Annotated in this window: 22 protein-coding genes; 15 read left to right on the top strand and 7 right to left on the bottom strand. The window is 55.9% G+C overall.

The window, feature by feature from the left end; all coding sequences use genetic code 11:
- The first annotated feature begins 52 nt into the window (after positions 1-52).
- From rpoZ to fpr, 6 genes are all read left to right on the top strand, one after another.
- On the top strand, positions 53-328 hold the full coding sequence (rpoZ, locus tag ACRCWW_RS21425) for a DNA-directed RNA polymerase subunit omega (protein ID WP_031523238.1): 276 nt from the start codon (positions 53-55) through the stop codon (positions 326-328).
- A 19-nt stretch (positions 329-347) separates the two neighbouring features.
- The gene (gene spoT, locus ACRCWW_RS21420; RefSeq protein ID WP_330984687.1) at positions 348-2,459 is read left to right on the top strand and encodes a bifunctional GTP diphosphokinase/guanosine-3',5'-bis pyrophosphate 3'-pyrophosphohydrolase; all 2,112 of its coding nucleotides are present in this window, start codon (positions 348-350) and stop codon (positions 2,457-2,459) included.
- A gap of 4 nt (positions 2,460-2,463) precedes the next feature.
- Positions 2,464-3,153: a tRNA (guanosine(18)-2'-O)-methyltransferase TrmH gene (gene trmH / locus ACRCWW_RS21415; RefSeq protein WP_438684210.1), complete on the top strand. Its 690-nt coding sequence runs from the start codon at positions 2,464-2,466 to the stop codon at positions 3,151-3,153.
- A gap of 3 nt (positions 3,154-3,156) precedes the next feature.
- Positions 3,157-5,238, top strand: a complete 2,082-nt coding sequence (gene recG, locus ACRCWW_RS21410; protein ID WP_438684209.1) for an ATP-dependent DNA helicase RecG — start codon at positions 3,157-3,159, stop codon at positions 5,236-5,238.
- Between the two features lie 45 nt (positions 5,239-5,283).
- The gene (gene glpX / locus ACRCWW_RS21405) at positions 5,284-6,294 is read left to right on the top strand and encodes a class II fructose-bisphosphatase (RefSeq protein ID WP_438684208.1); all 1,011 of its coding nucleotides are present in this window, start codon (positions 5,284-5,286) and stop codon (positions 6,292-6,294) included.
- A gap of 96 nt (positions 6,295-6,390) precedes the next feature.
- On the top strand, positions 6,391-7,137 hold the full coding sequence (gene fpr / locus ACRCWW_RS21400; RefSeq protein WP_438684207.1) for a ferredoxin--NADP(+) reductase: 747 nt from the start codon (positions 6,391-6,393) through the stop codon (positions 7,135-7,137).
- Here the strand turns inward: fpr and ACRCWW_RS21395 are convergent, their stop codons facing one another.
- Positions 7,138-7,557: a DUF805 domain-containing protein gene (locus ACRCWW_RS21395; RefSeq protein ID WP_438684206.1), complete on the bottom strand. Its 420-nt coding sequence runs from the start codon at positions 7,555-7,557 to the stop codon at positions 7,138-7,140. It lies immediately after the preceding gene.
- A gap of 114 nt (positions 7,558-7,671) precedes the next feature.
- Between ACRCWW_RS21395 and ACRCWW_RS21390 the strand changes: the two genes are divergently transcribed.
- Together ACRCWW_RS21390 and tpiA are read left to right on the top strand one after the other, a co-directional pair.
- A complete protein-coding gene (locus ACRCWW_RS21390; RefSeq protein WP_438684205.1) occupies positions 7,672-8,271 on the top strand; it encodes a DUF1454 family protein in 600 nt (199 codons plus the stop codon).
- A gap of 109 nt (positions 8,272-8,380) precedes the next feature.
- Positions 8,381-9,148, top strand: a complete 768-nt coding sequence (gene tpiA / locus ACRCWW_RS21385; protein ID WP_438684204.1) for a triose-phosphate isomerase — start codon at positions 8,381-8,383, stop codon at positions 9,146-9,148.
- Positions 9,149-9,226: 78 nt separating this feature from the next.
- Here the strand turns inward: tpiA and ACRCWW_RS21380 are convergent, their stop codons facing one another.
- The 4 genes from ACRCWW_RS21380 to ACRCWW_RS21365 form a co-directional block, all read right to left on the bottom strand.
- A complete protein-coding gene (locus ACRCWW_RS21380; protein WP_438684203.1) occupies positions 9,227-10,531 on the bottom strand; it encodes an SLC13 family permease in 1,305 nt (434 codons plus the stop codon).
- Between the two features lie 73 nt (positions 10,532-10,604).
- Positions 10,605-11,360, bottom strand: a complete 756-nt coding sequence (locus ACRCWW_RS21375; protein WP_438684202.1) for a CDP-diacylglycerol diphosphatase — start codon at positions 11,358-11,360, stop codon at positions 10,605-10,607.
- 68 nt (positions 11,361-11,428) lie between these two features.
- Positions 11,429-12,901 carry a DASS family sodium-coupled anion symporter gene (locus ACRCWW_RS21370; RefSeq protein WP_438684201.1) on the bottom strand — a complete coding sequence of 491 codons (1,473 nt, stop codon included), beginning with the start codon at positions 12,899-12,901 and terminating at the stop codon, positions 11,429-11,431.
- A 139-nt stretch (positions 12,902-13,040) separates the two neighbouring features.
- On the bottom strand, positions 13,041-14,030 hold the full coding sequence (locus ACRCWW_RS21365) for a sulfate ABC transporter substrate-binding protein (protein ID WP_438684200.1): 990 nt from the start codon (positions 14,028-14,030) through the stop codon (positions 13,041-13,043).
- A gap of 544 nt (positions 14,031-14,574) precedes the next feature.
- Between ACRCWW_RS21365 and ACRCWW_RS21360 the strand changes: the two genes are divergently transcribed.
- From ACRCWW_RS21360 to ACRCWW_RS21350, 3 genes are read left to right on the top strand one after another with little or no spacing between them, the layout of a single operon-like run.
- The gene (locus tag ACRCWW_RS21360; RefSeq protein WP_438684199.1) at positions 14,575-15,708 is read left to right on the top strand and encodes a polysaccharide export protein; all 1,134 of its coding nucleotides are present in this window, start codon (positions 14,575-14,577) and stop codon (positions 15,706-15,708) included.
- Between the two features lie 5 nt (positions 15,709-15,713).
- Positions 15,714-16,148 (top strand): arsenate reductase/protein-tyrosine-phosphatase family protein, encoded by a 435-nt coding sequence (locus ACRCWW_RS21355; protein WP_438684198.1) that lies wholly within the window; start codon positions 15,714-15,716, stop codon positions 16,146-16,148.
- 16 nt (positions 16,149-16,164) lie between these two features.
- Positions 16,165-18,315 (top strand): polysaccharide biosynthesis tyrosine autokinase, encoded by a 2,151-nt coding sequence (locus tag ACRCWW_RS21350; protein ID WP_438684197.1) that lies wholly within the window; start codon positions 16,165-16,167, stop codon positions 18,313-18,315.
- Between the two features lie 83 nt (positions 18,316-18,398).
- On the opposite strand, the gene zapB is transcribed toward ACRCWW_RS21350, so the two are convergent.
- Positions 18,399-18,644, bottom strand: coding sequence for a septal ring assembly protein ZapB (gene zapB, locus ACRCWW_RS21345; RefSeq protein WP_330984677.1), 246 nt, complete (start codon positions 18,642-18,644; stop codon positions 18,399-18,401).
- Between the two features lie 421 nt (positions 18,645-19,065).
- On the opposite strand from zapB, the gene ACRCWW_RS21340 reads away from it, so the two are divergent.
- Both ACRCWW_RS21340 and glpK read left to right on the top strand, forming a co-directional pair.
- Positions 19,066-19,914 (top strand): MIP/aquaporin family protein, encoded by an 849-nt coding sequence (locus ACRCWW_RS21340; RefSeq protein ID WP_438684196.1) that lies wholly within the window; start codon positions 19,066-19,068, stop codon positions 19,912-19,914.
- Between the two features lie 22 nt (positions 19,915-19,936).
- Positions 19,937-21,442, top strand: coding sequence for a glycerol kinase GlpK (glpK, locus tag ACRCWW_RS21335; RefSeq protein ID WP_404656546.1), 1,506 nt, complete (start codon positions 19,937-19,939; stop codon positions 21,440-21,442).
- A gap of 94 nt (positions 21,443-21,536) precedes the next feature.
- On the opposite strand, the gene gltS is transcribed toward glpK, so the two are convergent.
- Entirely contained in the window at positions 21,537-22,739 is a 1,203-nt protein-coding gene (gene gltS, locus ACRCWW_RS21330) for a sodium/glutamate symporter (RefSeq protein ID WP_438684195.1), read from the bottom strand.
- Positions 22,740-23,015: 276 nt separating this feature from the next.
- On the opposite strand from gltS, the gene ACRCWW_RS21325 reads away from it, so the two are divergent.
- Positions 23,016-24,407: a nucleobase:cation symporter-2 family protein gene (locus ACRCWW_RS21325; RefSeq protein ID WP_438684194.1), complete on the top strand. Its 1,392-nt coding sequence runs from the start codon at positions 23,016-23,018 to the stop codon at positions 24,405-24,407.
- A 120-nt stretch (positions 24,408-24,527) separates the two neighbouring features.
- Positions 24,528-26,276, top strand: a complete 1,749-nt coding sequence (locus tag ACRCWW_RS21320; RefSeq protein ID WP_438684216.1) for an AsmA family protein — start codon at positions 24,528-24,530, stop codon at positions 26,274-26,276.
- Positions 26,277-26,598 lie beyond the last annotated feature (322 nt).

Below are 26,598 nucleotides of genomic sequence, written 5' to 3'. Positions count from 1 at the left end.
CCACATTCAGTATCATGCCCAGTCATTTCTTCACCTGTGGAGCTTCAACTATATGGCACGCGTAACTGTTCAGGACGCTGTAGAGAAAATTGGTAACCGTTTTGACTTAGTACTGGTCGCCGCGCGTCGCGCTCGTCAGATGCAGGTGGGCGGTAAAGATCCGCTGGTTGCGGAAGAAAACGATAAAACTACCGTTATCGCGCTGCGCGAAATCGAAGAAGGTCTGATCAACAACCAGATCCTCGATGTGCGTGAGCGCCAGGAGCAGCAAGAGCAGGAAGCCGCAGAACTGCAGGCCGTCACCGCCATTGCTGAAGGTCGTCGTTAATTAACCCTGCGGGTCGCCCTTGTATCTGTTTGAGAGCCTGAATCAACTGATTCAAACTTACCTGCCCGAAGACCAAATCAAACGTCTTCAGCAGGCTTATCTCGTTGCACGTGATGCTCACGAGGGACAAACACGCTCAAGTGGTGAACCCTACATCACGCACCCGGTAGCCGTTGCCTGCATTCTGGCCGAGATGAAACTCGACTATGAAACGCTGATGGCCGCCCTGCTGCATGATGTAATTGAAGATACCCCCGCCACCTACCAGGACATGGAGCAGCTTTTTGGTAAAAGCGTTGCTGAACTGGTAGAAGGGGTGTCGAAACTTGATAAACTCAAGTTCCGCGACAAGAAAGAGGCGCAAGCCGAAAACTTCCGCAAGATGATTATGGCGATGGTGCAGGATATCCGCGTCATCCTCATCAAACTCGCCGACCGTACCCACAATATGCGCACGCTGGGCTCTCTTCGTCCGGACAAACGTCGCCGCATCGCCCGTGAAACGCTGGAAATTTACAGCCCACTGGCCCACCGTTTAGGTATTCATCACATTAAAACTGAGCTCGAAGAGCTGGGTTTTGAAGCGCTGTACCCAAACCGCTACCGGGTCATCAAAGAAGTGGTGAAAGCCGCGCGTGGCAACCGTAAAGAGATGATTCAAAAAATCCTCTCGGAAATTGACGGGCGTTTGCAGGAAGCGGGTATTCCGTGTCGCGTCAGCGGTCGTGAAAAGCATCTCTACTCCATCTACTGCAAAATGGTGCTTAAAGAGCAGCGTTTTCACTCGATCATGGATATCTACGCTTTCCGCGTGATCGTTCATGACGTTGATACCTGTTATCGCGTTTTAGGCCAGATGCACAGCCTGTATAAGCCACGTCCTGGTCGTGTGAAAGACTACATCGCCATTCCAAAGGCGAACGGCTATCAATCTTTACACACTTCCATGATTGGTCCTCATGGCGTGCCGGTCGAAGTGCAAATTCGCACCGAAGACATGGACGTGATGGCAGAGATGGGGGTTGCCGCCCACTGGGCTTATAAAGAGAACGGCGAGAGCAGTACTACCGCACAAATCCGCGCCCAACGCTGGATGCAAAGCCTGCTGGAACTGCAGCAGAGCGCGGGCAGCTCATTTGAATTCATTGAGAGCGTAAAATCTGATCTTTTCCCGGATGAGATTTATGTTTTCACCCCGGAAGGCCGCATTGTCGAACTTCCCGCTGGCGCGACACCGGTCGATTTCGCCTATGCAGTGCACACCGATATCGGTCACGCCTGCGTGGGTGCACGCGTCGACAGGCAGCCTTATCCGCTGTCTCAGCCGCTCAGCAGCGGTCAGACCGTGGAAATCATCACCGCACCGGGCGCTCGCCCGAATGCTGCGTGGCTGAACTTTGTCGTCAGCTCCAAAGCGCGTGCCAGAATTCGTCAGTTGCTGAAAAACCTCAAGCGTGATGATTCCGTGAGCCTCGGCCGCCGTCTGCTGAACCACGCGTTGGGTGGCAGCCGTAAACTGGCTGAAATTCCTCAGGAAAATATCCATCGTGAGCTGGTACGCATGAAGCTTGCGACGCTGGATGATCTGCTGGCCGAAATCGGCCTTGGCAACGCCATGAGCGTCGTGGTGGCGAAAAACCTTCAGCAGGGCGAAGCCAGCGCAGCGCAGCCAACGCCTGCCGGTCACGGCCATCTGCCGATTAAAGGCGCTGACGGTGTCCTGATCACCTTTGCTAAATGCTGCCGCCCTATTCCGGGCGATCCGATTATCGCCCACGTCAGCCCAGGCAAAGGGTTGGTTATCCACCACGAGTCCTGCCGAAACATTCGCGGTTACCAGAAAGAGCCGGAAAAATTCATGGCGGTCGAATGGGATAAAGAGACCGAACAGGAATTTATTACCGAAATTAAGGTGGATATGTTCAACCATCAGGGTGCGCTGGCGAATCTTACCGCCGCGATCAACACCGCCTCATCGAACATTCAGAGCCTGAATACCGAAGAGAAAGATGGTCGCGTCTATAGCGCCTTTATTCGTCTGACGGCACGCGATCGCGTCCATCTGGCTAACATCATGCGTAAAATTCGCGTCATGCCGGATGTGATTAAAGTCACCCGTAACCGAAACTAGTGTTATGAATCCACAGCGTTATGCGCGTATCTGTGAGATGCTCGCCAGGCGTCAGCCTGATCTGACGGTCTGCATGGAAGAGGTCCACAAACCTCATAACGTCTCGGCGATTGTTCGCACTGCCGATGCCGTCGGTGTCCATGAAGTACACGCCGTCTGGCCGGGCAACCGCATACGTACCATGGCGTCTACCGCCGCAGGCAGCAATAGCTGGGTGCAGGTGAAAACCCATCCAACCATCGGCGAAGCCGTTAGCACGCTGAAAGGCCGTGGGATGCAAATTCTCGCCACGCACCTGTCTGATAAAGCCGTCGATTTCCGCGAAATAGATTACACCCGCCCGACCTGTATTCTGATGGGTCAGGAGAAAACCGGCATTACCCAGGAAGCGCTGGACCTTGCGGATCAGGACATTATTATCCCGATGATCGGCATGGTGCAGTCTCTCAACGTTTCCGTAGCATCCGCCCTGATCCTCTATGAAGCGCAGCGCCAGCGACAAAACGCAGGCATGTACAAACGTGCCAACAGCATGCTGCCTGATGAGGAACAACAGCGACTGCTGTTTGAAGGGGGCTACCCGGTGCTGGCACACGTGGCGAAGCGAAAAAAACTGCCCTATCCGCATGTGAACACTCTTGGCGAAATCGAGGCAGACGAAGCCTGGTGGGCCACCATGCAGGCGGCGAAATAAGCCATGAAAGGCCGCCTGCTGGATGCCGTGCCGCTCAGCGCCCTCACCGGCGTGGGCGCCGCGCAGAGCAGCAAGCTGGCAAAAATAGGCCTGTTAAACGTACAGGACTTGCTGCTGCATCTGCCGCTACGTTATGAAGACCGCACCCACCTCTACCCTATCAACGACCTGCTGCCGGGCATTTACGCCACGGTAGAAGGTGAAGTACTCAACAGCAACATCACCTTCGGCGGCCGCAGGATGATGACCTGCCAGATAAGCGACGGCACTGGCATCCTCACCATGCGTTTCTTCAACTTCAATGCAGCGATGAAGAACAGTCTCGCCACTGGCCGCCGGGTGCTGGCCTACGGCGAAGCGAAGCGTGGAAAATACGGTGCAGAGATGATCCACCCTGAATACCGTATTCAGGGCGATTTAAGCGAACCAGAACTACAGGAAACGCTGACCCCGGTTTACCCCACAACGGAAGGCGTACGCCAGGCGACATTGAGGAAACTCACCGATCAGGCGCTGGATCTACTCGATACCTGCGCCATCGCCGAACTGCTGCCGCCGGAACTTGCGCAAGGATTGATGAGTCTCCCTGAAGCGTTGCGCACCCTTCATCGCCCTCCGCCGTCATTACAGTTAACCGATCTGGAGAGCGGGCAACATCCCGCCCAGCGCCGCCTGATTATGGAAGAACTGCTGGCCCATAACCTCAGCATGCTTGCTCTGCGCGCTGGCGCGCAGCGTTATCATGCCGAGCCGCTCAGCGCCAAAGACGATCTGAAAAACGGCCTGCTGGCAGCATTGCCGTTCAAACCCACTGGCGCACAGGCGCGGGTGGTGGCCGAAATAGAACAAGACATGGCGCAGGATATCCCGATGATGCGCCTGGTGCAGGGCGACGTCGGTTCGGGTAAAACGCTGGTCGCCGCCCTTGCCGCGCTGCGAGCTATTGCTCATGGCAAGCAGGTTGGGCTAATGGCACCAACAGAGCTGCTGGCAGAACAGCATGCCAACAATTTCCGTAACTGGTTTGCACCGCTTGGCATTGAAGTGGGCTGGCTGGCTGGCAAACAGAAAGGTAAAGCGCGTCTGGCACAGCAGGAAGCCATTGCCAGCGGTCAGGTGCAGATGGTGGTCGGCACGCACGCCATTTTCCAGGAACAGGTGCAGTTTAACGGTCTGGCGCTGGTGATTATCGACGAACAGCACCGCTTTGGTGTCCACCAGCGTCTGGCGCTGTGGGAAAAAGGCCAGCAGCAGGGCTTCCATCCTCACCAGTTGATCATGACCGCAACGCCTATCCCGCGCACGCTGGCAATGACGGCGTATGCCGATCTCGATACTTCCGTTATCGACGAACTCCCGCCAGGGCGTACGCCTGTGACAACCGTTGCCATTGCTGATACTCGTCGCAACGAGATTATTGACCGAGTACGTAACGCCTGCACCCACGAGGGGCGCCAGGCTTACTGGGTTTGCACCCTGATTGAAGAGTCAGATTTACTGGAAGCGCAGGCGGCGGAAGCCACCTGGGAAGAGCTGAAAATCGCCCTGCCAGAACTGAATATCGGCCTTGTCCACGGGCGTATGAAGCCCGCAGAAAAACAGGCAGTGATGCAGGCCTTCAAGCAAGGCGAGCTGCACCTGCTGATTGCCACCACGGTGATTGAAGTCGGCGTGGATGTGCCCAACGCCAGCCTGATGATTATCGAAAACCCGGAACGTCTGGGGCTTGCGCAGCTGCACCAGCTTCGCGGGCGCGTCGGGCGAGGCGCGGTCGCTTCTCACTGTGTACTACTCTATAAAGCGCCGCTGTCGAAAACCGCGCAAAAACGCCTGCAAGTCCTCCGCGACAGTAACGACGGGTTTGTAATTGCGCAAAAAGACCTGGAGATCCGCGGCCCGGGTGAACTGCTGGGTACGCGTCAGACCGGGAACGCTGAATTCAAAGTCGCTGACTTGCTGCGCGATCAGGCCATGATCCCCGATGTTCAGCGCATTGCACGCCACATTCACGAAAAATATCCGCAGCAGGCCCTGGCGCTGATTGAGCGCTGGATGCCGGAAACCGAACGTTATTCCAACGCGTAGCCCTTCGCGGCTGCGTGCCATTTTAGCTTTCACAATGAGTACGTTATGAGACGAGAACTTGCCATCGAATTTTCGCGTGTGACTGAGGCTGCCGCCCTGGCGGGCTACAAGTGGCTGGGCCGTGGTGACAAAAACACCGCAGATGGGGCAGCGGTTAACGCGATGCGCATCATGCTCAATAAGGTCAACATCGACGGCACCATCGTGATTGGCGAAGGTGAGATTGATGAAGCGCCTATGCTGTTTATCGGCGAGCAGGTTGGTACCGGCAACGGCGATGCCGTGGATATCGCCGTAGACCCGATTGAAGGCACCCGCATGACGGCCATGGGGCAGGCCAACGCGCTGGCGGTGCTGGCGGTGGGCGATAAAGGCTGCTTCCTGAACGCGCCGGATATGTACATGGAAAAGCTGATTGTCGGCCCTGGCGCGAAAGGCGTTATCGACCTCAATCTGCCGCTGGAAACGAATCTGCGCAATGTTGCCAATGCACTCGATAAGCCGCTGGAAGAGCTGACCGTCACCATTCTGGCGAAACCTCGTCACGATAAAGTGATTGCCGACATGCAAAAACTGGGCGTTCGTGTCTTCGCGATCCCGGATGGCGACGTTGCGGCTTCCATTCTGACCTGCATGCCAGACAGCGAAGTGGATGTGCTTTACGGCATTGGCGGCGCGCCAGAAGGCGTGGTGTCTGCGGCAGTGATTCGCGCGCTGGATGGCGATATGCACGGTCGCCTGCTGGCTCGCCATGACGTCAAAGGCGATTCTGAAGAAAACCGTCGTATTGGTGAGACTGAGCTGGAACGCTGTGCGGCAATGGGCATTGAAGCCGGGAAAGTGCTGCGTCTGGATGAAATGGCGAAGAGCGATAACGTGATTTTCTCGGCCACGGGCATCACCAAAGGTGACCTGCTGGAAGGGATCACCCGCAAGGGCAATATCGCCACGACGGAAACGCTGCTTATTCGTGGCAAATCGCGCACCATCCGCCGTATTCAGTCCATTCACTATCTGGACCGCAAAGACCCGGAAATCCAGCTGCACATCCTGTAAATCATTTGTCCGCAAGAGCTTTCCAGCCTGTTGAGGGCTGGAAATCTTCTTCTTACCTGGCGAAGATAGCACTATCAACGCAACGAGGAGAAAATCATGGCGGAGTGGGTTACCGGAAAAGTCACCAAAGTCGAGAACTGGACAGACGCCCTGTTCAGCCTCACCGTTCATGCCCCCGTTCACCCCTTTACGGCCGGACAATTCACCAAGCTTGGGCTGGAAATCGACGGCGAGCGCGTCCAGCGCGCCTACTCCTACGTCAACGCGCCCAATAATCCCGATCTTGAGTTCTATCTGGTCACGGTGCCGGAAGGTAAACTCAGCCCTCGCCTGGCGGCGTTGAAGCCCGGGGATGAAGTTCAGTTGGTGAGTGAAGCCGCGGGCTTCTTCGTGCTGGATGAAGTGCCGGACTGCGACACCTTGTGGATGCTGGCGACCGGCACAGCACTCGGGCCGTATCTGTCGATTTTGCAGGAAGGCAAAGATCTTGAGCGCTTCAGCAATCTGGTGCTGGTTCACGCCGTGCGCTACGCCGCCGATTTAAGCTATCTGCCGCTGATGCTGGAGCTACAGCAACGCTACGAAGGAAAACTGCGGATCCAAACCGTGGTGAGCCGTGAGAGCGTTTCTGGCTCATTAACCGGACGCGTTCCGGCGCTGATTGAAATCGGCGCACTGGAAGAAGCGGTTGGTTTGACGATGACGGCTGAAAACAGCCACGTGATGCTATGCGGTAACCCGCAAATGGTGCGAGATACGCAGCAGTTGCTGAAAGACACCCGGCAGATGACCAAACACCTGCGCCGTCGGCCGGGCCATATGACCGCTGAACACTACTGGTGATCAGCGGTATTTCACATCCAGCGTTTCTTTTCCGTATTTATTTTCGCCCTGGGTGCCCACAAACGCACCCAGATCGATAAGCATCATCACAATAATGAGCGTCGGGATAAACCGCCCAACTCCCCATTGCCAGACGCCCGGCAACACCGCCCAGTTACCGGCCAGTAGCATCCAGGCCAGCACCATCAGCAACGCCCAAATGCCTGATTTTCCTCGGTCATGCAGGCGTTTTACCGTCACGGCGGCTGTCGGCCACAGCAGGCACACCAGCGCAAAAGCGGCGGTTTGCAGATTCAGCCAGCCACTTCCGGCCAGCGTGAACAGGACAATCATCGCCAGCACCCAGATGCCCATCCAAATCCAGAAGTCACGGCGCCCAATGCGCCCTTTAATCGAAAAAAGCCACTGCTGTAGGGTCATGGAAAATTCCTGGTTATCATCATGCCGCGTAGTTTACCCCGAAGTGGTCTCTTTTTGACAAGCGGGGCCGTTTACCGTTTTAATCGTCAGCATGAAAATGCTCAGGTGGTATCAATGACGAAATGGCTGACTCTGTGTTTTATCGGGCTTACAACGCTGGTTGTCGGGCCGTACGCGCTATCTGCTGAACCCGCCGACACCACCACTGCGCCTTACTTACTGCCCGGTTCACCGACGTTTGACCTCTCCATTAGCCAATTCCGGGAGACGTTTAATGCCGACAATCCAACGCTGCCGTTGAACGAGTTTCGTTCCATCACCACCAGCCGCGATCAGCTGGCGCTGACCCGCGCTGCCAGCAAAATTAACGAAAATTTGTATGCCTCGACGGCGCTTGAGCGCGGCACGCTGAAGATAAAATCGATGCAGATAACCTGGCTGCCGATTCAGGGCCCGGAACAGAAAGCCGCAAAAGCGAAAGCTTACGAATACATGAGCGCCATGATTCGCGTGTTCACCCCTTCAGTGACCAAAGCGCAAAGCCTGCAGAAACTGCAAAAATTGTTCACGGCCGGAAAAAGTAAACGCTATTACAGTACCAGTGAAGGCGCCATCCGCTATGTTGTCGCGGACAACGGCGAAAAAGGGCTAACCTTCGCAATTGAACCGATTAAGCTGGCGCTATCTGAGTCACTGCAAGGCAACAATAAATGACAAAAAGCAAAGCCTTTCCCGCGCCGGATCTCTATACTGTTTCACAGACCATGCTGCCCTGACGGGCGGCCATCTTCCTTAATTCGCTTAAGTAGCGTGGAGAATTCAAATGCGACATCCTTTAGTGATGGGTAACTGGAAACTGAACGGCAGCCGCCACATGGTAAACGAGCTGGTTGCTAACCTGCGTAAAGAGCTGAGCGGCGTGACCGGTTGTGACGTAGCCATCGCTCCACCAGAAATGTACCTCGATCTGGCAAAACAGGCCGCTGGCGGCAGCCACATCAATCTGGGCGCGCAGAACGTTGACCTGAACCTGTCTGGCGCATTCACCGGTGAAACCTCTGCGGAAATGCTGAAAGATATCGGTGCTCAGTACATCATTATCGGTCACTCAGAGCGTCGTACTTATCACAAAGAATCTGACGAGCTGATCGCCAAAAAATTCGCCGTGCTGAAAGAGCAGGGTCTGACTCCGGTTCTGTGCATCGGTGAAACCGAAGCAGAAAACGAAGCGGGCAAAACCGAAGAAGTTTGTGCACGTCAGATTGACGCCGTTCTGAAAACTCAGGGCGCAGCGGCTTTCGAAGGCGCAGTTATCGCTTACGAACCAGTATGGGCAATCGGTACCGGCAAATCTGCAACCCCAGCTCAGGCTCAGGCGGTTCACAAATTCATCCGTGACCACATTGCTAAAGCCGACGCGAAAGTGGCTGAACAAGTGATCATCCAGTACGGCGGTTCCGTGAACGCGGCGAACGCAGCTGAGCTGTTCACCCAGCCAGACATCGACGGCGCGCTGGTTGGCGGTGCTTCCCTGAAAGCTGACGCTTTTGCGGTCATCGTTAAAGCAGCAGAAGCCGCTAAACAGGCTTAAAGCTGTCATGGCGGGTGGCGCGAACGCTTACCCGCCCTACAACGAATCACAAGGCCCGGTCATCGCGACCGGGCTTTTTTATAGCCTGCCGAGCAGCTGATACCACGCATAATCCAGCGGTAACAGCAGCAGATAACTCGCCACTGCCAGCATCAGGCAAAGCAGCATCCCGGCCTTTGCAGGCACTTTTCCTAGCGCCATCGCGACGACAATCGGTGAAGCCTGATACGGCAACAGCGGCGTGGAATACCCCAACACCTGAATCATTATCACACTGAGCAGCGGAAAACCTGTCGCGTCAGCGAAGCTCTGCGCAAAGGTCGTATACAGCGCCGGAACGCCGTTGGCGGTCATGATGAAGTTCAGGGCGGTGGTGATCCCGGTCAGCGCCAGGAAGCTGGTGAAGGGGCGAGCAGGGTCGAGCGGCATCATCTGCAATAACATTTGCCCGACGGCCTCGCCAATACCGGTTTGCGTCACCGTAATCGCCAGCCCCAAAATACCCGCCACGTAAATACAGGTACGGATATTTACGCCCGTCGCAAACTCCTCGCCGCTGATGAACCCCACCCGTGGCAACAACGTGACAAAGGCCGCCGCCAGGCCCGTCCACGCCGGGCCTATGCCATGCCAGCTTTCGGTCACCCAAAGGATTAACACTATCGCCAGCAGCCACGCCAGACGCTTCTCATCGCGGCTCATGGGAGTTGGGGCGATAACCTCACCCGGCGGTTGCGGCTTGCCCGGGAATAACCAGCAAATCAGCGCAATCAGCAATACCCCTTTCAGCCACCCTAACACCGGCGTATGCAGCAACAGGTAAGGGAGGTAGTTGAGATGAATGCCGTAAGACCCTTCCGCCGCGCCGCTCATCACCAGATTCGGGACGTTAGCAGGCAGAATGGTGGCGGAAAGCTGGAACGTGCCAAACCCTACGGCAAGCGCCAGACCATACCAGGCGCGAGTCCCTTCATGAATACCCGCCCGCGCCGCCATCGCCGCCACAATGGGCATCAGCAGTGCAATCCGGCCCATGTTTGAAGGCATCACAAAAGCCAGCGCGTAGCTGAGTAAGACGACGCTTGCCACCATTAGCGGCCACGAGTCGGTCATTCTCGCGGACAAGGCCCGAGCCGCCCTGTCTGCCAGACCCGTTTTACGAATGGCTATTCCCAGCACAAATCCGCTGAAAACAAGCCAGAACGCTGAGGAGGCAAAGCCACCAAAGATGACGTCTGGCGGAGCGATTTTGGCCACCATTGCGAGGGTAAAAAACAGCAGCGCGGTGATAAATTCCGGCAGCAGCGAGGTAGCCCAAAGCACAATGGTCAGGCCAACAATCAGCGAGGGTAAAAACAGAGGGTGTGAAAGCCAGAGCGACATACCTGTCTCCTGTCGTTTTTTTCAGCAAGTCTACGACGACAGGAGAAACAGGTAAACGCCAGAACGGGTAGGCTTATTTCAGGATATCGCAGCGGTGATCCTGGATTTCCTCGGCGGAAGCCAGATTCAGCGTCAGCAGATTGCGTTCTGTGGCGAGCAGCACAAACGTCCCGTCATTCTGCTGCACCATCGCCAGCGCAAAGCGTCCCATATGCTCACGCGCTTCTGGCACCTCTTCCGCCAGCATCAGGAAAGGGCTTTTTTGCACCAGCTCCGTTTCCGTTACCCGGCGGGCAAGATACTTATGCCCGCGCAGGCCTTCGGGCAAAGGCAACCAGCGGCTGCTGATTGCGTCAGCGCTGGCATTAAGCTGTTCACGCACGTCAGGGCGCAGACAGGAAAGATGAATATGAAAATGATTCTGCGTGCGCCCGGTGCGCGAATTGATAGTCAACGACACCGCCGAATCCGGCACTGGCGCACCGTGGCGAGCACTCATCACCTGGCGGTTTTGCCAGGCCTGCCAGAAGAAGTTTGGCGTATGCGGGTTCAACAGCAGCGGGCTTTCCGTACCGTTGATGCGGTAAGTCGGCATCAGCAGATACTGCAGCGGCCCATTGCGGTCTTTGAACAGCACGTAGCCGCCCTTCAGGTTTACCGAAGCACAAGGTGCGGGAGACTGATGTTGCTGCTGGTTCGGCACGCACTGGTCGATAACAAAATGGCGCAGCGCATTCGGATCCCCCTTCGGGTACAGCCACACGCCAGCGCCCACCAGCAACAGGATGACAACCAACAAACCGACAAGGCGGCGCTTTTGCTTAGACATGTGACTTTCCTGAGTGATGAAGTAACCTCAGATATAACATACCTTTATGACTTTTTGTCGCGTCAACCTTACCAGTAGCCGAGCCAGTGCCACCACACCGAGCCTGTCACGCCCCAGATAATCAGGTTTACCACGCTCATCACCAGCCCGGTTTTCCACCATTCGCCAAGCGTGGCGTAGCCGGAGCCAAAGATGATCGGTGCAGTGCCGGTCCCGTAATGGGTGAGCGACATCATCAGCGATGAAGAAAAACCGAGCATCAGCCCCAGCAATGCAGGCGGCGCACCCAGCGCCAGCCCGGCGGCAAAAAAAGCGGCGAACATGGCGGTGATATGCGCGGTCGTGCTGGCAAAGAAGTAGTGCGAATAGACATAAAGCAGAATTAAAAACAGCGTCGCCACGCTCCAGTGCAGGCCCAGCCCATCGATGGTTGCGCCGATGCTGGTCGCCAGCCAGCTTACCAGGCCAAGCTTGCTGAGAAATTCCGCCATCATGACCAGCGCAGCGAACCAGACAATGGTGTCCCAGGCGCCACGGCATTTGAGGATATCGTCCCAGTGCAGCACGCCGGTTAACAGCAGAATCGACAGCCCAATCAGCGCGGCGCTGGTCGGGTTAACCGTCCAGCCGCTGCCCATCACAAACGCGGGAACGCCTGCCCACAGGCACAACAGCAGCGCAAACACGCCGAGGGTGATTTTCTCAGCCAGAGACAACAGCCCAAGCTCATCGAGCTTCTCGCGAGCAAACTGCGGCGCATCAGGTGTCTTCGTGATCGCTGGCGGATAAAGCCACCAGATGACAATGGGCATCACCAGCAGCGACACAGCCGCAGGCAGTAAAGCGGCAATGGCCCACATTCCCCACGTCATCTCGAGAGCGCCATCAGTGCCTTTCATCATCAGATTAACAATCAGCGGGTTAGGCGCGGTGGCAGTGATAAACATCGCCGAACTTATCGGGTTGATGTTGTAGTTCACCAGCGCCAGATAGCGGCCTGTCGAGCCATTTTCACTGTTGCCGGGCTGGGAGCCGAGGCTGTCGGCAATGGCGCGCATCACGGGATGAATGATGCCGCCGCCGCGCGCGGTGTTGCTTGGCGTCACAGGCGCAATGAGTGTTTCGGCGAGCGTCAGCGCCCAGGCAATCCCCAGCGTTCGTTTGCCAAATAAGGCAATGAAGCCGTAGCCAATACGCGCGCCAAGGCCGGTTTTCAGCAAACTTTGCGACAGCATTATCGACAGGCCAATCAGCCAGATGAGTGAATTTGAAAACCCGCTCAGCGCATCATTCAGCGCGGCAGCAGGCTTGCCAGGGTTGGTGACGCCCGTCATCGCCACCAGCATGATGGCGACGATCGCAATCGCCCCGATGGGCATCGCCTTACTGATAATGGCCGCAATGGTGCCGATAAAAAGCGCCAGCAAATGCCAGGCTTCCGGTGTGACGCCATGGGGTACAGGGATGATAAACCAGATAACAAAAGTGATAGTGACCGCGATGAGCGCGGGCCACGGGCGAACCGGCGTTAGTCTGTCCATGCCTCATTCCTTGATTGTCCTCACGCATCTGCGTGCCAGGCCATTAACCGGGGTTTATGGCTAAAAAACAATCAGGGAAATCAATAAATCGTAGGGTAAGCCGGGTAAGCGATAACGCCACCCGGCACCAGGATGAGAGTTAGCGCTGGCTAATCTGGTCGAAGGTACCGCCGTTAGAGAAATGCTCTTTCTGCGCTTTCGCCCAGCCGCCGAACTCCTGATCGATGGTGAACAGCTTCAGTTTCGGGAATTCGCTTTCGTATTTTTTCGCCACGTCAGCATCGCGAGGACGGTAGTAGTTTTTCGCCACGATGTCCTGGCCTTCCGGCGAGTAGAGGTATTTCAGATAGGCGTCCGCGACTTCACGAGTGCCTTTCTTATCCACCACTTTGTCGACCACAGACACCGTTGGCTCAGCCAGAATCGACTCGCTTGGGGTCACAATTTCAAACTTGTCTTTACCCAGTTCTTTGGTCGCCAGCAGCGCTTCGTTTTCCCAGGCGATCAGTACATCACCAATGCCACGCTCAACGAAGGTGTTGGTTGACCCACGAGCGCCGGAATCCAGCACTTCCACGTTCTTATACAACGCCTTCACGAAATCCTGCGCTTTGGCCTGATCGTTGTTGTTGTGATGCAGCGCGTAGCCCCAGGCCGCCAGATAGTTCCAGCGCGCGCCGCCAGAGCTTTTCGGGTTCGGGGTAATCACGGAAACGCCCGGTTTAATCAGATCGTTCCAGTCATGGATCTGTTTCGGGTTGCCTTTGCGCACCAGGAACACGATGGTCGAGGTGTAAGGGGCAGAGTTGTCCGGCAGACGTTTGAGCCAGTTTTTGTCGATGCGCCCACGTTCGGCAATCGCATCCACATCGTAAGCCAGCGCCAGCGTGACCACATCGGCCTCAATACCGTTGATAACAGAAGTGGCCTGCTTACCGGAACCGCCGTGCGACTGACGAATAACGACATCGTCACCGGTCTTCTGTTTCCAGTAAGTGCTGAAAGCTTTGTTGTAGTTGTCGTACAGTTCACGCGTCGGATCGTACGACACGTTCAATAACTGAATGTCCTTTGCCAGAACGCCGGCAGATGCCAGCAGAAGCGTTAACCCCAGGCCTAACTTGTTCATCGACCGCTCTCTTATGTGATGTTGTGATGAGCGTAGCCTGCCAGAAACCAACAAGATGATTAAAGAATAAAAAAAGATTGGCTATGCATTTATGGAATAAATGGGCGATCGCCGCCAGCCCGTCGGCCCGCATTAATCTGCTGCTTACGTTGGCGGAAATATATTTACCCGGGATAAACAGAGTCAACTATCCGTCATTATTTTGGTTTTATCTGAAAGTCCTAAAAAGTATTTAACTAATTATTTATCTTATTTTTATCATTGTGTGACTTTCATCAATAATGTCCTTATTGAAGGCCAACTGACCTCGTATGTAATGTCTAATTTGGGATCCAGCTCGTTATTCATTTGCGGCTTAATTTCTATTAAGCTACGCTGCACGCCCTGAAAAAACAGGGCTTGCATTCGGACCCAGCCCTTTTTTGGCCCATGCCGGGAAACTTTTTTTAATTGTCGAACAGTAAAGGAAATAAATTTCCTTTACTGGTAATGCGTCATTGAAATTAATCCCGCCAGGCCAGTTACTTTATCGTCGATCTCATTTATGAATAACAGAATTGCTAAAATCAGTTTTTTTGCCGCTGCCATTGTGCTACTTACCGGTTGTACTCTGATACCCGGCCAGCATCTGAATACTTCGAATAAAAAGAAAGTCGCCGTTCCTGACAGCCACGTTAACCTCGACAGCAGGGTGAGTATTTCCCCTGTGACGCCCCAGATTATCGATAGCTTACGCGGCCCCTCAGTGACCTCTCGCCCTAACCCTGAGCTGGATCTGCGTATCAAAAACTATGAGTACCGGATTGGCGTTGGCGACGTGCTGATGGTTACCGTGTGGGATCACCCGGAGCTCACCACCCCGGCAGGCCAGTACCGCAGCAGCAGCGATACCGGCAACTGGGTGAAGTCCGACGGCACCATTTTCTACCCCTATGCGGGCAAGCTGAAGGTGGCCGGGAAATCCCTTGATGAGGTCAGGGATCTGCTCACCCGTCGGCTGGAGACCGTCATTGAAAGCCCTCAGGTCGATGTCAGCATCGCGTCATTCCGTTCTCAGCATGCCTACGTCACGGGCGAGGTCGATAAATCAGGTCAGCAGGCGATCACCAATATTCCGTTAACCGTTATGGATGCCATTAATGCCGCCGGTGGGCTCACCGAGGATGCCGACTGGCGAAATGTGGTACTGACCCATGACGGTAAAGACACGCTGATTTCGCTCTATGCCCTGATGCAGCGCGGCGATTTAAGCCACAACCATTTACTCTCCCCTGGCGATATTCTTTTCGTTCCGCGTAACGACGACCTGAAGGTGTTTGTGATGGGCGAAGTGGGCAGACAGAGCACGCTGAAAATGGATCGCAGCGGGATGACGCTGGCAGAAGCCCTGGGCAATGCGGACGGTATTAATCAAAACCTGGCCGACGCCTCGGGGATTTTTGTGATTCGCCAGAAGAAAAAAGACCCCGGCGGCAAAATTGCCGATATCTACCAGCTTGATGCGAGGGATGCCGCATCCATGGTTCTCAGCACCGAATTTCAGCTTCAGCCTTATGACATCGTCTACGTCACCAGTGCCCCTGTGGTGCGCTGGAACCGGGTCGTTTCACAGCTGGTTCCGACAATCACCGGCGTGCACGATCTGACCGAAACCACCCGATTTATCCGAACCTGGTAGCCTTCATGCCGAAAGCCATATTGATCGTCTGTACCGCCAACCTCTGCCGTTCGCCGATTGGTGAGCGGCTGCTGCGTCGTGCCCTTGCGCATAAAACAGTGGATTCCGCAGGGATCGACGTCCGGACAGCCCGCCGGGCGGACGCAGCGGCCATCCGCATAGCCCAGCGCCACGGTTTATCGCTGGAGGGGCACCAGAGCCGCCAGTTTACGGCTTCCCTGGGGGCCAGATACGACCTGATTCTGGTGATGGAAGCGGAGCACTTTCGGCACATCTCAAGGATTTCACCCGAGGCGCGCAGCAAAACCATGTTGTTAGGTCACTGGCTTCAGACCAGGGATATTCCAGACCCGTGGCACAAAAGCGACGAAGCCTTTGAGCACATTTATCAGTTAATCGATCAGGCCTGTCAGGGCTGGGTCGAAAAGCTTAGCGATTAATCAGGGTAGTAAAGACATGTCTTCAACAGGCTCCTCCCGGCATTTACAGGCCGACAGCAACACCCAGGAGATCGATCTCCTGCGACTCCTCGCTGAACTTATCGATCACTATCGGTTGATCCTGAGCATCACCGCTGCTTTTACCCTTATCGCGATCGTGTATGCGCTCAACAACCCGCCCGTGTATCAGGCAAATGCCCTGATTCAGATTGAACAGAAGCAGAGCAACGCCCTGCTGAACAATCTGGCAGGGGTGTTGCCGGATAGCGAACCGCAGTCGGACCCGGAAATCGCGCTATTGCAGTCGCGCATGATCCTCGGCAAAACGGTTGACGCTCTCAATCTTCAGACCCAGGTCGACCCCGACTATTTCCCTCTCATTGGCCGTGCGCTGGCCAGAGTAAAAAAAGAAAAACCGGGTTCGCTGGTTATCGACCAATTTGAGCTGCCTGGCGGTATCAGCGATAGCGCAACGGCAACGCTGACCGTCATCGACGGGACCCACTACCGCCTGACGGGAGAAGGGTTCAGGCTGGAGGGCCGCACCGGAGAGCGGCTGCACGATTCCGGGGTGAGCCTGGTGGTGCGCCAAATCAACGCCCGGCCAGACGCTCAGTTCACGCTCACCCGCAAGAGCCGCCTGCTGGCGATTGCCGATTTGCAAAAAATCTTTAGCGTGACCACCCAGGGAAAAGGCAGCGGCATGCTGATCCTGAAGTTGACCGGGCAGGATCCACACCTTATCAGCCGCGTACTGGACGATATCAGCAACCATTATCTGACGCAGAATATTGCCCGCCAGGCCGCACAGGATGCCAGAAGCCTCGATTTTTTAAATGCCCAGCTTCCCCGGGTCAGCAGCGATCTCAATGCCGCAGAGGATAAGCTCAACGCCTACCGCAAGCAGAAAGACTCCGTTGACCTCAATATCGAAGCCAAAAGCGTGCTTGAACAGAGCGTTAACGTCGACAACCAGCTGAACGAGCTGACGTTTCACGAGGCTGAGGTCTCTCAGCTCTACAAAAAAGATCACCCCAACTACCGCGCGCTAATGGAAAAACGGGCCACGCTGCAAAACGCGAAAGCGGCGCTGAGCAAACGGGTGAGCGCCATGCCCGCGACCCAGCAGGAGGTGCTACGCCTGAGCCGCGACGTGGAGTCTGGACGGGCCGTCTATTTGCAGCTGCTCAATCGCCAGCAGGAGCTGAGCATTGCGAAATCGAGCGCCATCGGCAATGTGCGCATCATTGACGAAGCCGTCACGCTGACGCACCCCATTGCGCCAAAGAAGCTGCTGATTGTCCTGCTGGGCTTTATTCTGGGCCTCTTCTTATCCGTGGGTCTCGTGCTGCTGCGCAGCTTCCTGCGCCAGGGAATTGTCTCGGCGGACCTGCTTGAAGAGCGCGGGATCAGCGTCTATGCCAACGTTCCCTTTTCTGAATGGCTGCACCAGAAAAACAGCCAGCGGAAAAAGAACACCTCCGATGTTTTACTGGCGGAGGCGAACCCGGCGGATCAGGCTATCGAGGCGATACGCGGGCTGCGAACCAGCCTGCATTTCGGCATGATGGAGGCCAAAAACAACCTTCTGATGATCTCGGGCGCAACGCCTGGCTCCGGCAAAACCTTTATCAGCAGCAACCTGGCCGCCGTCACCGCACAGGCGCAGAAGAAAGTGCTGTTTATCGACGCGGATATGCGGAAGGGATATGTCCATCATCTGGTGAAGAGCCACCATGAGCGAGGGCTTTCCGATATCCTCAGCGGCAAATACACGTTTGAAGAGGCGCTCACCCCGGTGCCGGATGCCGGGTTCGATCTTATCGCCCGAGGGACCATCCCGCCCAACCCTTCTGAGCTGTTGATGCATCCCCGGTTTGAAGCGCTGCTGAAGGAGGCCTCGTCGCGCTACGACCTGGTGATTATCGATACGCCGCCGGTATTGCTCGTCACGGATGCGTCGATTATTGGCCGCTATGTGGGCACCGTCATGCTGGTTGCACGCTTCGAAGCCAACACCGTAAAAGAGATTGCACTGAGTCTGCGCTACCTGGAGCAGCGCGGGATTGCCGTGAAAGGCTGTATCCTTAATGGGATCGTCAGAAAAGTCAGCAGCTACTACGGCTACGGTGAGATGCGCTACGGCTACGCCGAAAAAGAAAAATAGCCCCTGACTTCGCTGAACGCGGCACAACAAAAAGCCCCCGGATCGCAACGATGCCGGGGGCTTTTTGTGAAAATCTGAAGCGCTTACACTTCTTCCATGCGGCCCAGCAGCGCCTGCAGACGTTCCTGCCAGCCGTGTTGCTGTTCTTTCAGCTGGCTGTTTTCGCGCTCCAGATCTTCACGACCGTGCTGAGCGTTCTGAACTTCCTGAGCCAGGGAGTTGTTTTTCTCTTTCAGCTCTTCGATTTCCATCTGCAGCAGAGTGATAGTATCAATCGCCTGCTGTACTTTAGATTCCAGTTTCTCAAACACTTCTAATGACATCGTCATACCTCTCCTGAATTTGCAAGGCGTTGAACTCGTCCCGGAACCCCGGCGACGCCTTAACGAAAATAAGTGCACTGCTCTGCTTGCGATTGTATGGAGCGCCGCCCTCCCTGTCCAGCGCCGGGGCGCGTAGATCGTGGTTTGCAACACTTTTCGGTCTATACCTGGAGCGTTCGGCGCAAATACCCCTTAATTGTTAATTCATTCGTTAAATGAGTGATTCGAAGATCGCCCTTTTTGCGATCGCTATGCGCGTTTGATGGCGCGAAAACGCTCATTTTATTGACGAGGCACACAGATTTTGATTTCGATATTTCTCGCTTTTGCTCGTTAACGATAAATTAACACTATGCCTACATGGCAGCATGGTCGTCTTCGACCTCCATGTTCACAATCATCATTCATCAGTCTTCAGGATCCGATCATGAGTCAAACATCAACCTTAAAAGGCCAGTGCATTGCCGAGTTCCTTGGTACCGGGTTGTTGATCTTCTTCGGTGTTGGATGCGTGGCGGCGCTAAAAGTTGCAGGCGCGAGCTTCGGTCAGTGGGAAATCAGTATTATCTGGGGTCTGGGCGTGGCGATGGCCATTTACCTGACTGCAGGGGTTTCCGGCGCACATCTGAACCCGGCAGTCACAATTGCACTCTGGCTGTTTGCCTGTTTCGATGGGCGTAAAGTTGTTCCTTACATCATTTCTCAATTTGCCGGCGCCTTTTGCGCAGCGGCGTTGGTTTACGGGCTTTACTACAATCTTTTCATCGACTTTGAACACACGCACAATATGGTGCGCGGCAGCGTCGAAAGCCTCGATCTGGCAGGTATCTTCTCCACCTATCCGAACCCACATATCAATTTTGTGCAGGCCTTCGCGGTAGAAATGGTCATTACCGCTATCCTGATGGGCGTTATTCTGGCGCTCACGGATGACGGCAACGGGGTGCCTCGTGGCCCAATGGCGCCACTGCTGATTGGCTTGCTGATTGCGGTCATTGGCGCATCAATGGGGCCGCTGACCGGCTTTGCGATGAACCCGGCTCGTGACCTGGGGCCGAAAACGTTCGCCTGGCTTGCGGGTTGGGGCAATGTTGCCTTCACCGGTGGCAAAGATATCCCTTATTTCCTGGTGCCGATGCTCGCACCGATTGTTGGCGCGTCGCTCGGAGCCTTTGGCTACCGCAAGCTGATTGGCCGCAACTTACCGTGCGACGTCTGCGTGGCGGAAGAGAAAGACACCGCCAGCAGCACCTCACAACAAAAAGCTTCGCTGTAATCTGACTACGGGACTTAAGAATATGACCGACAAAAAATATATCGTTGCGCTGGACCAGGGGACCACCAGCTCCCGCGCCGTCGTCATGGATCACGACGCCAATATCGTCAGCGTTTCACAGCGCGAATTCGAACAAATTTATCCTAAGCCAGGCTGGGTCGAGCACGACCCAATGGAAATCTGGGCATCCCAGAGTTCCACGCTGATTGAAGTGCTGGCTAAGGCCGACATCAACTCCGACGAAGTGGCGGCCATTGGCATCACCAACCAGCGTGAAACGGCCATCGTCTGGGATAAAGAAACCGGTAAGCCCATTTATAACGCCATCGTCTGGCAGTGCCGTCGTACCGCTGAGATTTGCGAACAGCTCAAGCGCGATGGCATGGAAGAGTACGTCCGCAAAGCGACCGGCCTGGTGATTGACCCGTACTTCTCAGGCACCAAGGTAAAATGGATCCTCGACCACGTGGAAGGCGCGCGTGAAAGAGCGAAAAAAGGCGAACTGCTGTTCGGAACCGTTGATACCTGGCTCATCTGGCGTATGACGCAGGGTCGCGTGCACGTCACCGACTACACCAACGCCTCGCGTACCATGCTGTTTAACATCCATGAGCTGGACTGGGATGACAAAATGCTCGACGCGCTGGATATCCCACGCGCGATGCTGCCGGAAGTGCGTAAGTCTTCCGAAGTGTACGGCCAGACCAACATCGGTGGTAAGGGCGGCACGCGTATTCCTATCGCCGGTATCGCGGGTGACCAGCAGGCGGCGCTGTTCGGCCAGCTGTGCGTGAAGGAAGGGATGGCGAAGAACACCTACGGCACCGGCTGCTTTATGCTGATGAACACCGGGGAAACCGCGGTGAAATCTGAGCATGGTCTGCTGACCACCATCGCCTGCGGCCCGAAAGGCGAAGTGAACTACGCTCTGGAAGGCGCAGTGTTCATGGCGGGCGCGTCCATTCAGTGGCTGCGTGACGAAATGAAGCTGATTAACGACGCTTTCGATTCCGAATATTTCGCCACCAAAGTGAACGACACCAACGGCGTATACGTGGTGCCAGCGTTCACTGGCCTGGGCGCACCATACTGGGACCCGTATGCTCGCGGTGCCATTTTCGGCCTGACTCGCGGCGTAAACTCGAACCATATCATCCGCGCAACGCTGGAATCCATCGCCTATCAGACACGCGATGTGCTGGAAGCGATGCAGGCAGACTCCGGCATTCGTTTACACGCCCTGCGTGTGGACGGTGGCGCGGTCGCCAACAACTTCCTGATGCAGTTCCAGTCCGACATTCTCGGCACCCGAGTAGAACGCCCGGAAGTACGCGAAGTGACAGCCCTGGGCGCGGCTTATCTGGCGGGTCTGGCGGTTGGCTTCTGGCAGAATCTGGATGAGCTGCAGGAAAAAGCAGTGATTGAGCGCGAGTTCCGTCCAGGGATTGAAACCACCGAGCGTAACTACCGTTACAGCGGCTGGAAGAAAGCGGTTAAACGCGCGCTGGCGTGGGAAGATCACGAGTAACTCTGTGCGCCCGGAGGCGGCTACGCCTGACCGGGCCTACAACGATCACCGGAGATGGTAGGCCGGGCAAGCGCAAGCGCCGCCCGGCATTTTTTTAGCCAAACATCGGCAGCAGCAGATAAAGCTTAATCACCAGCGCGTTGACGATATCGATAAAGAACGCACCGACCATCGGCACCACCAGGAACGCCATGTGTGAAGGGCCAAAACGTTCGGTGATCGCCTGCATATTGGCAATCGCCGTGGGTGTCGCACCCAGACCAAAACCACAATGCCCGGCTGCAAGCACCGCGGCGTCGTAGTTTTTGCCCATGATGCGGTAGGTCACGAAGATCGCATACAGCGCCATCGCCACGGTCTGCACCGCCAGAATAGCCACCATCGGCAGCGCCAGCGAGGCCAGTTCCCACAGCTTCAGGCTCATCAACGCCATCGCCAGGAACAGTGACAACGAAACGTTGCCCAATATCGATACGGCGCGCTCGAACACGCGATAGAAGCCCAGCAGAGCCAGACCGTTGCTCAGGATCACGCCGATAAACAGCACGCAGACGAACGTCGGCAGTTCAAGCACCGTGCCGACCAGCAATTGCGCAACGATTTTCCCAAGCGTGATACAGATAGCGATCATCGCGATGGTTTCAATCATCACCAGCGAGGTGATCATGCGGCCCACGTCCGGCTTTTCAAACGCGGTCGGCACTTCCTGATCTTCCGGCGTACCGTTTGGCGTCGAAGAGTGTTTCACCAGATAGCGCGCCACCGGGCCGCCAATCAAGCCACCCAGCACCAGGCCGAAGGTGGCACAAGCCATGGCTACTTCTGTTGCATTGGCAAAACCGTAACGCTCAACAAACAGTTTGCTCCAGGCCGCACCGGTTCCGTGGCCGCCTGACAACGTAATAGATCCGGCCAGCAGGCCCATCAGCGGGTCGAGGCCCAGCATTTTCGCCATCCCGATACCAATGGCGTTCTGCATTAACAGCAGCCCTACCACCACAATCAGGAATGAACCCAGCACTTTACCGCCCGAACGCAGGCTCGCGAGGTTGGCGTTCAGGCCAATGGTCGCGAAGAAAGCCAGCATCAGCGGGTCTTTCAGGCTCATATCAAAGTCGATTTCCCAGCCCATGCTTTTTTTGAGCACCAGCAGAGCGACAGCAACCAACAGGCCACCGGCAACCGGTTCGGGGATAGTGTATTTTTTGAAAAAGGGAACGGTGTGGACCAGTTTGCGTCCTAACAGCAACACCAGCGTTGCGGCAACAAGCGTCGATAAGGTATCGAGATGAAACATAAAAGCTCCTTGTTTGCGCATGATCCAATGACACGCGACGTCTCTTCCTGTAGCGAAAAGTTCTCTTTGTTTAGAATCAGGAGCCGAATTCTACGCAAAAGGAGGCTAAAATTAACAGAAAAAGTTACCGCAGCTGGTGAATTTTGCGACAAAACAAGCATAAACAGCATAAAAAACTGGTCGCTTATTCATCCTTACTATATTAGCCGCAACCGTTTGCTTTTGCCTGGCAGTTCGCTAAAATCCCCTCTTTTCCACCATGGATTGCCTCTGAACATGTCAGTGAACACCGTCGAAGCTGAAAATGCGCAACCGATTGCGCAGACACAAAACAGCGAGCTTATCTACCGTCTTGAAGACCGTCCGCCTCTGCCACAAACCTTATTCGCCGCTTTTCAGCACCTGCTGGCGATGTTTGTCGCGGTCATCACGCCGTCCCTGCTGATTTGCCAGGCGCTCGGCTTACCGGCGCAGGATACTCAGCACATCATCAGCATGTCGCTGTTCGCTTCGGGTGTGGCTTCCATTATTCAGATTAAAGCCTGGGGCCCGGTCGGTTCAGGTTTACTCTCGATTCAGGGGACGAGCTTCAACTTTGTCGCGCCGCTGATCATGGGCGGTACCGCCTTGAAAACCGGTGGCGCAGATGTTCCGACGATGATGGCGGCGCTGTTCGGCACGCTGATGCTGGCAAGCGTGACGGAAATGGCGCTTTCCCGCGTCCTGCATCTGGCACGCCGCATTATTACCCCGCTCGTTTCCGGCGTGGTGGTGATGATCATCGGCCTGTCGCTGATTCAGGTTGGCCTGACGTCGATTGGCGGTGGCTATGCGGCCATGGCCGATCACACCTTTGGCGCGCCAAAAAACCTGCTGCTGGCAGGCGTGGTGCTGGCGCTGATTATCCTGCTTAACCGCCAGCGCAACCCGTACCTGCGCATCGCTTCTCTGGTGATTGCGATGGCGGCGGGCTACCTCGTGGCGTGGGCGATGGATATGCTGCCGCAGAATACCGCTCCGACCAATCAGGCGCTGATTACCGTGCCAACGCCGCTCTATTATGGCCTGGGCATTGACTGGAACCTGCTGCTGCCGCTGATGCTGGTGTTTATGATCACCTCCCTCGAAACCATCGGCGACATCACCGCTACCTCTGACGTTTCCGAACAGCCCGTCTCCGGTCCGCTGTATATGAAGCGTCTTAAAGGCGGCGTGCTGGCGAATGGCCTGAACTCCTTCGTCTCAGCGGTGTTCAATACCTTCCCGAACTCCTGCTTTGGTCAGAACAACGGCGTGATCCAGCTGACCGGTGTGGCCAGCCGCTACGTGGGCTTTGTGGTTGCGCTGATGCTGATTGTCCTCGGCCTGTTCCCGGCGGTAAGTGGTTTCGTGCAACATATTCCTGAGCCTGTTCTGGGTGGCGCGACGCTGGTGATGTTCGGCACCATCGCGGCTTCCGGCGTACGCATCGTGTCGCGTGAACCGCTGAACCGTCGCGCGATTATGATTATCGCGCTCTCGCTGGCTGTTGGCATGGGCGTTTCTCAGCAGCCGCTGATCCTGCAGTTCGCGCCTGACTGGCTGAAAAACCTGCTCTCCTCCGGTATCGCCGCAGGCGGGATCACCGCGATTGTTCTGAATCTGGTTTTCCCGCCAGAAAAGAACTGATCTCAATCACGGCGGCGCTTTCAGGCGTCGCCGTGACATTTTATTAAACGAATCCCTCCTTGAGGATTGCGCACAAATCGTGCATAACTCCTTTATGAGCCCTTCACTGGATGGAAGATGATGAAATTTATCGGGAAGCTGTTGTTCTGGCTGTTGATCGCCGTGCTGCTGGTCGCGCTGGCGTTCTACTTTTTGCTGCAAACCCGCTGGGGTGCGCGCCAGGTCAGTGGCTGGATCTCAACCCACACCGATTACCACATTGTCTTTGATGCGATGGATCACCGCTTCTCTTCGCCTTCGCATATTCTGTTGAAAAATGTCACCTTTGGCCGCGATGGCAAACCCGCCACGCTGGTTGCCAAAACGGTTGATATTGGCCTGAGCAGCCGCCAGCTCACCGATCCGCTGCATGCCGATACCATCACCCTGCAGGACGGGACGCTGAACCTGATGTCCTCGACCGCGCCGTTCCCCTTTGAAGCCGACACTTTGCAGCTCAGCAATATGGCCTTTAACAGCCCGGAAACCGGCTGGGAGCTCAGCGCACAGCGTGTGACAGGTGGCGTCTCGCCGTGGGTCCCGGAAGCCGGAAATGTGCTGGGCAAACAGGCTCAAATTCAGATGAGCGCAGGTTCGATGACGCTCAACGGTATCGAAGCCAATAACGTCCTGGTGCAGGGCAGCATTGATAACGGCGTAGTGACGCTCGGCACCATTGGCGCAGACATCGCGCGCGGCTCGCTTACCGGCAATGCAAAACGTAACGCCGACGGCAGCTGGCTGGTCGACAGCCTGCGCCTGACGGATATCCGTTACCAGAGCGACAAATCACTGCAGGATTTCTTCGCGCCGCTCACCACCTTGCCGTCGCTGGCTATCGGCAGCCTGGAAGTGACTGATGCACGCCTGCAAGGCCCGGACTGGGCGATTGCCGATCTTGATTTGAGCTTGCGTGACCTGACGCTCAGCAAAGGCGACTGGAGCAGCGACGGTGGCCGCCTGTCGATGAATGCCGATGAGTTCATCTACGGATCGCTGCATTTTGTCGATCCCATTCTGAACACCGAATTCTCCCCGCAAGGCATCGCCGTGCGCCAGTTCACCTCCCGCTGGGAAGGCGGCATGGTGCGCACATCCGGCAACTGGTTACGCAATGGCAAAGCGCTGGTGCTGGATGACGCAGCCGTGGCCGGGCTGGAATACACGCTGCCGAAAAACTGGAAACAGCTGTGGGCGGATCAACTCCCGGCATGGCTGCAAAGCGTGACCCTGAGTAAATTCACCGCCAGCCGAAATCTGGTTATCGACATCGACCCGGATTTCCCGTGGCAGCTCACGTCCCTCGACGGCTACGGCGATAATCTTCAGCTGGCGAAAAACGGCAGCTGGGGCATCTGGCGCGGCAATGCTGCGTTGAATGCCGCCGCGGCAACGTTTAATCGTGTGGATGTCCGTCGTCCGTCGCTGAAGCTGGTGGCGAATGATTCCGTGGTAAACATCAACGAACTGAGCGCATTCACCGAGAAAGGCATTCTGGAAGCGACAGCCGCCGTCTCGCAGCAGCCGCAGCGTGAAGTCGCCATTAGCCTGAACGGTCGCGGTGTGCCGGTAGATATCCTGCAACAGTGGGGCTGGCCGGTGCTGCCGATAACCGGCGATGGCAATATACAGCTAAAAGCCCATGGCAACGTGCAGGCCAGTGCGCCGCTTAAACCAACGGTCAGCGGACAGCTGCACGCCATCAATATGAACAAGCAAGAAGTCACACAGACGATGACCAACGGCGAAGTGAGTACCGCGCAGCCTGTGGTGCCAGCGCCAACTGAAGCGGCTCCGGCTGCGGAACCTGTTCCAGCGCCAGCACAATAATGTTTTCCCCTCTCCCCGGCCCTCTCCCAAAGGGAGAGGGAGAAGACCACACACCGGACAGATCCCCTCTCCCTTGAGGGAGAGGGTTTGGGAGAGGGGAAAACGCCACACCGCAGCCAAAAGAAAGCCGGGCGGTACTGCGTTTGCCCGGCCTACAGGATCGTGTAGGCCCGGTCAGCGCCATGTATGACCGGATACATAGGTGACAGATCAGACCGGGAACATAGGTAACACTTTTTAGTCTATCCGGACCACACTCTGGGTTTTGCGGTCGTAGTACGCAAGTGTTATTCCATTAAAGATGATGGCCTCCAGGCCATCA

The organism is Scandinavium sp. (assembly GCF_051650185.1).
GTDB lineage: Bacteria > Pseudomonadota > Gammaproteobacteria > Enterobacterales > Enterobacteriaceae > Scandinavium.
The sequence above is the reverse complement of the archived record's forward strand: the minus strand, read 5'-3'. Positions and strand labels throughout refer to the sequence as shown.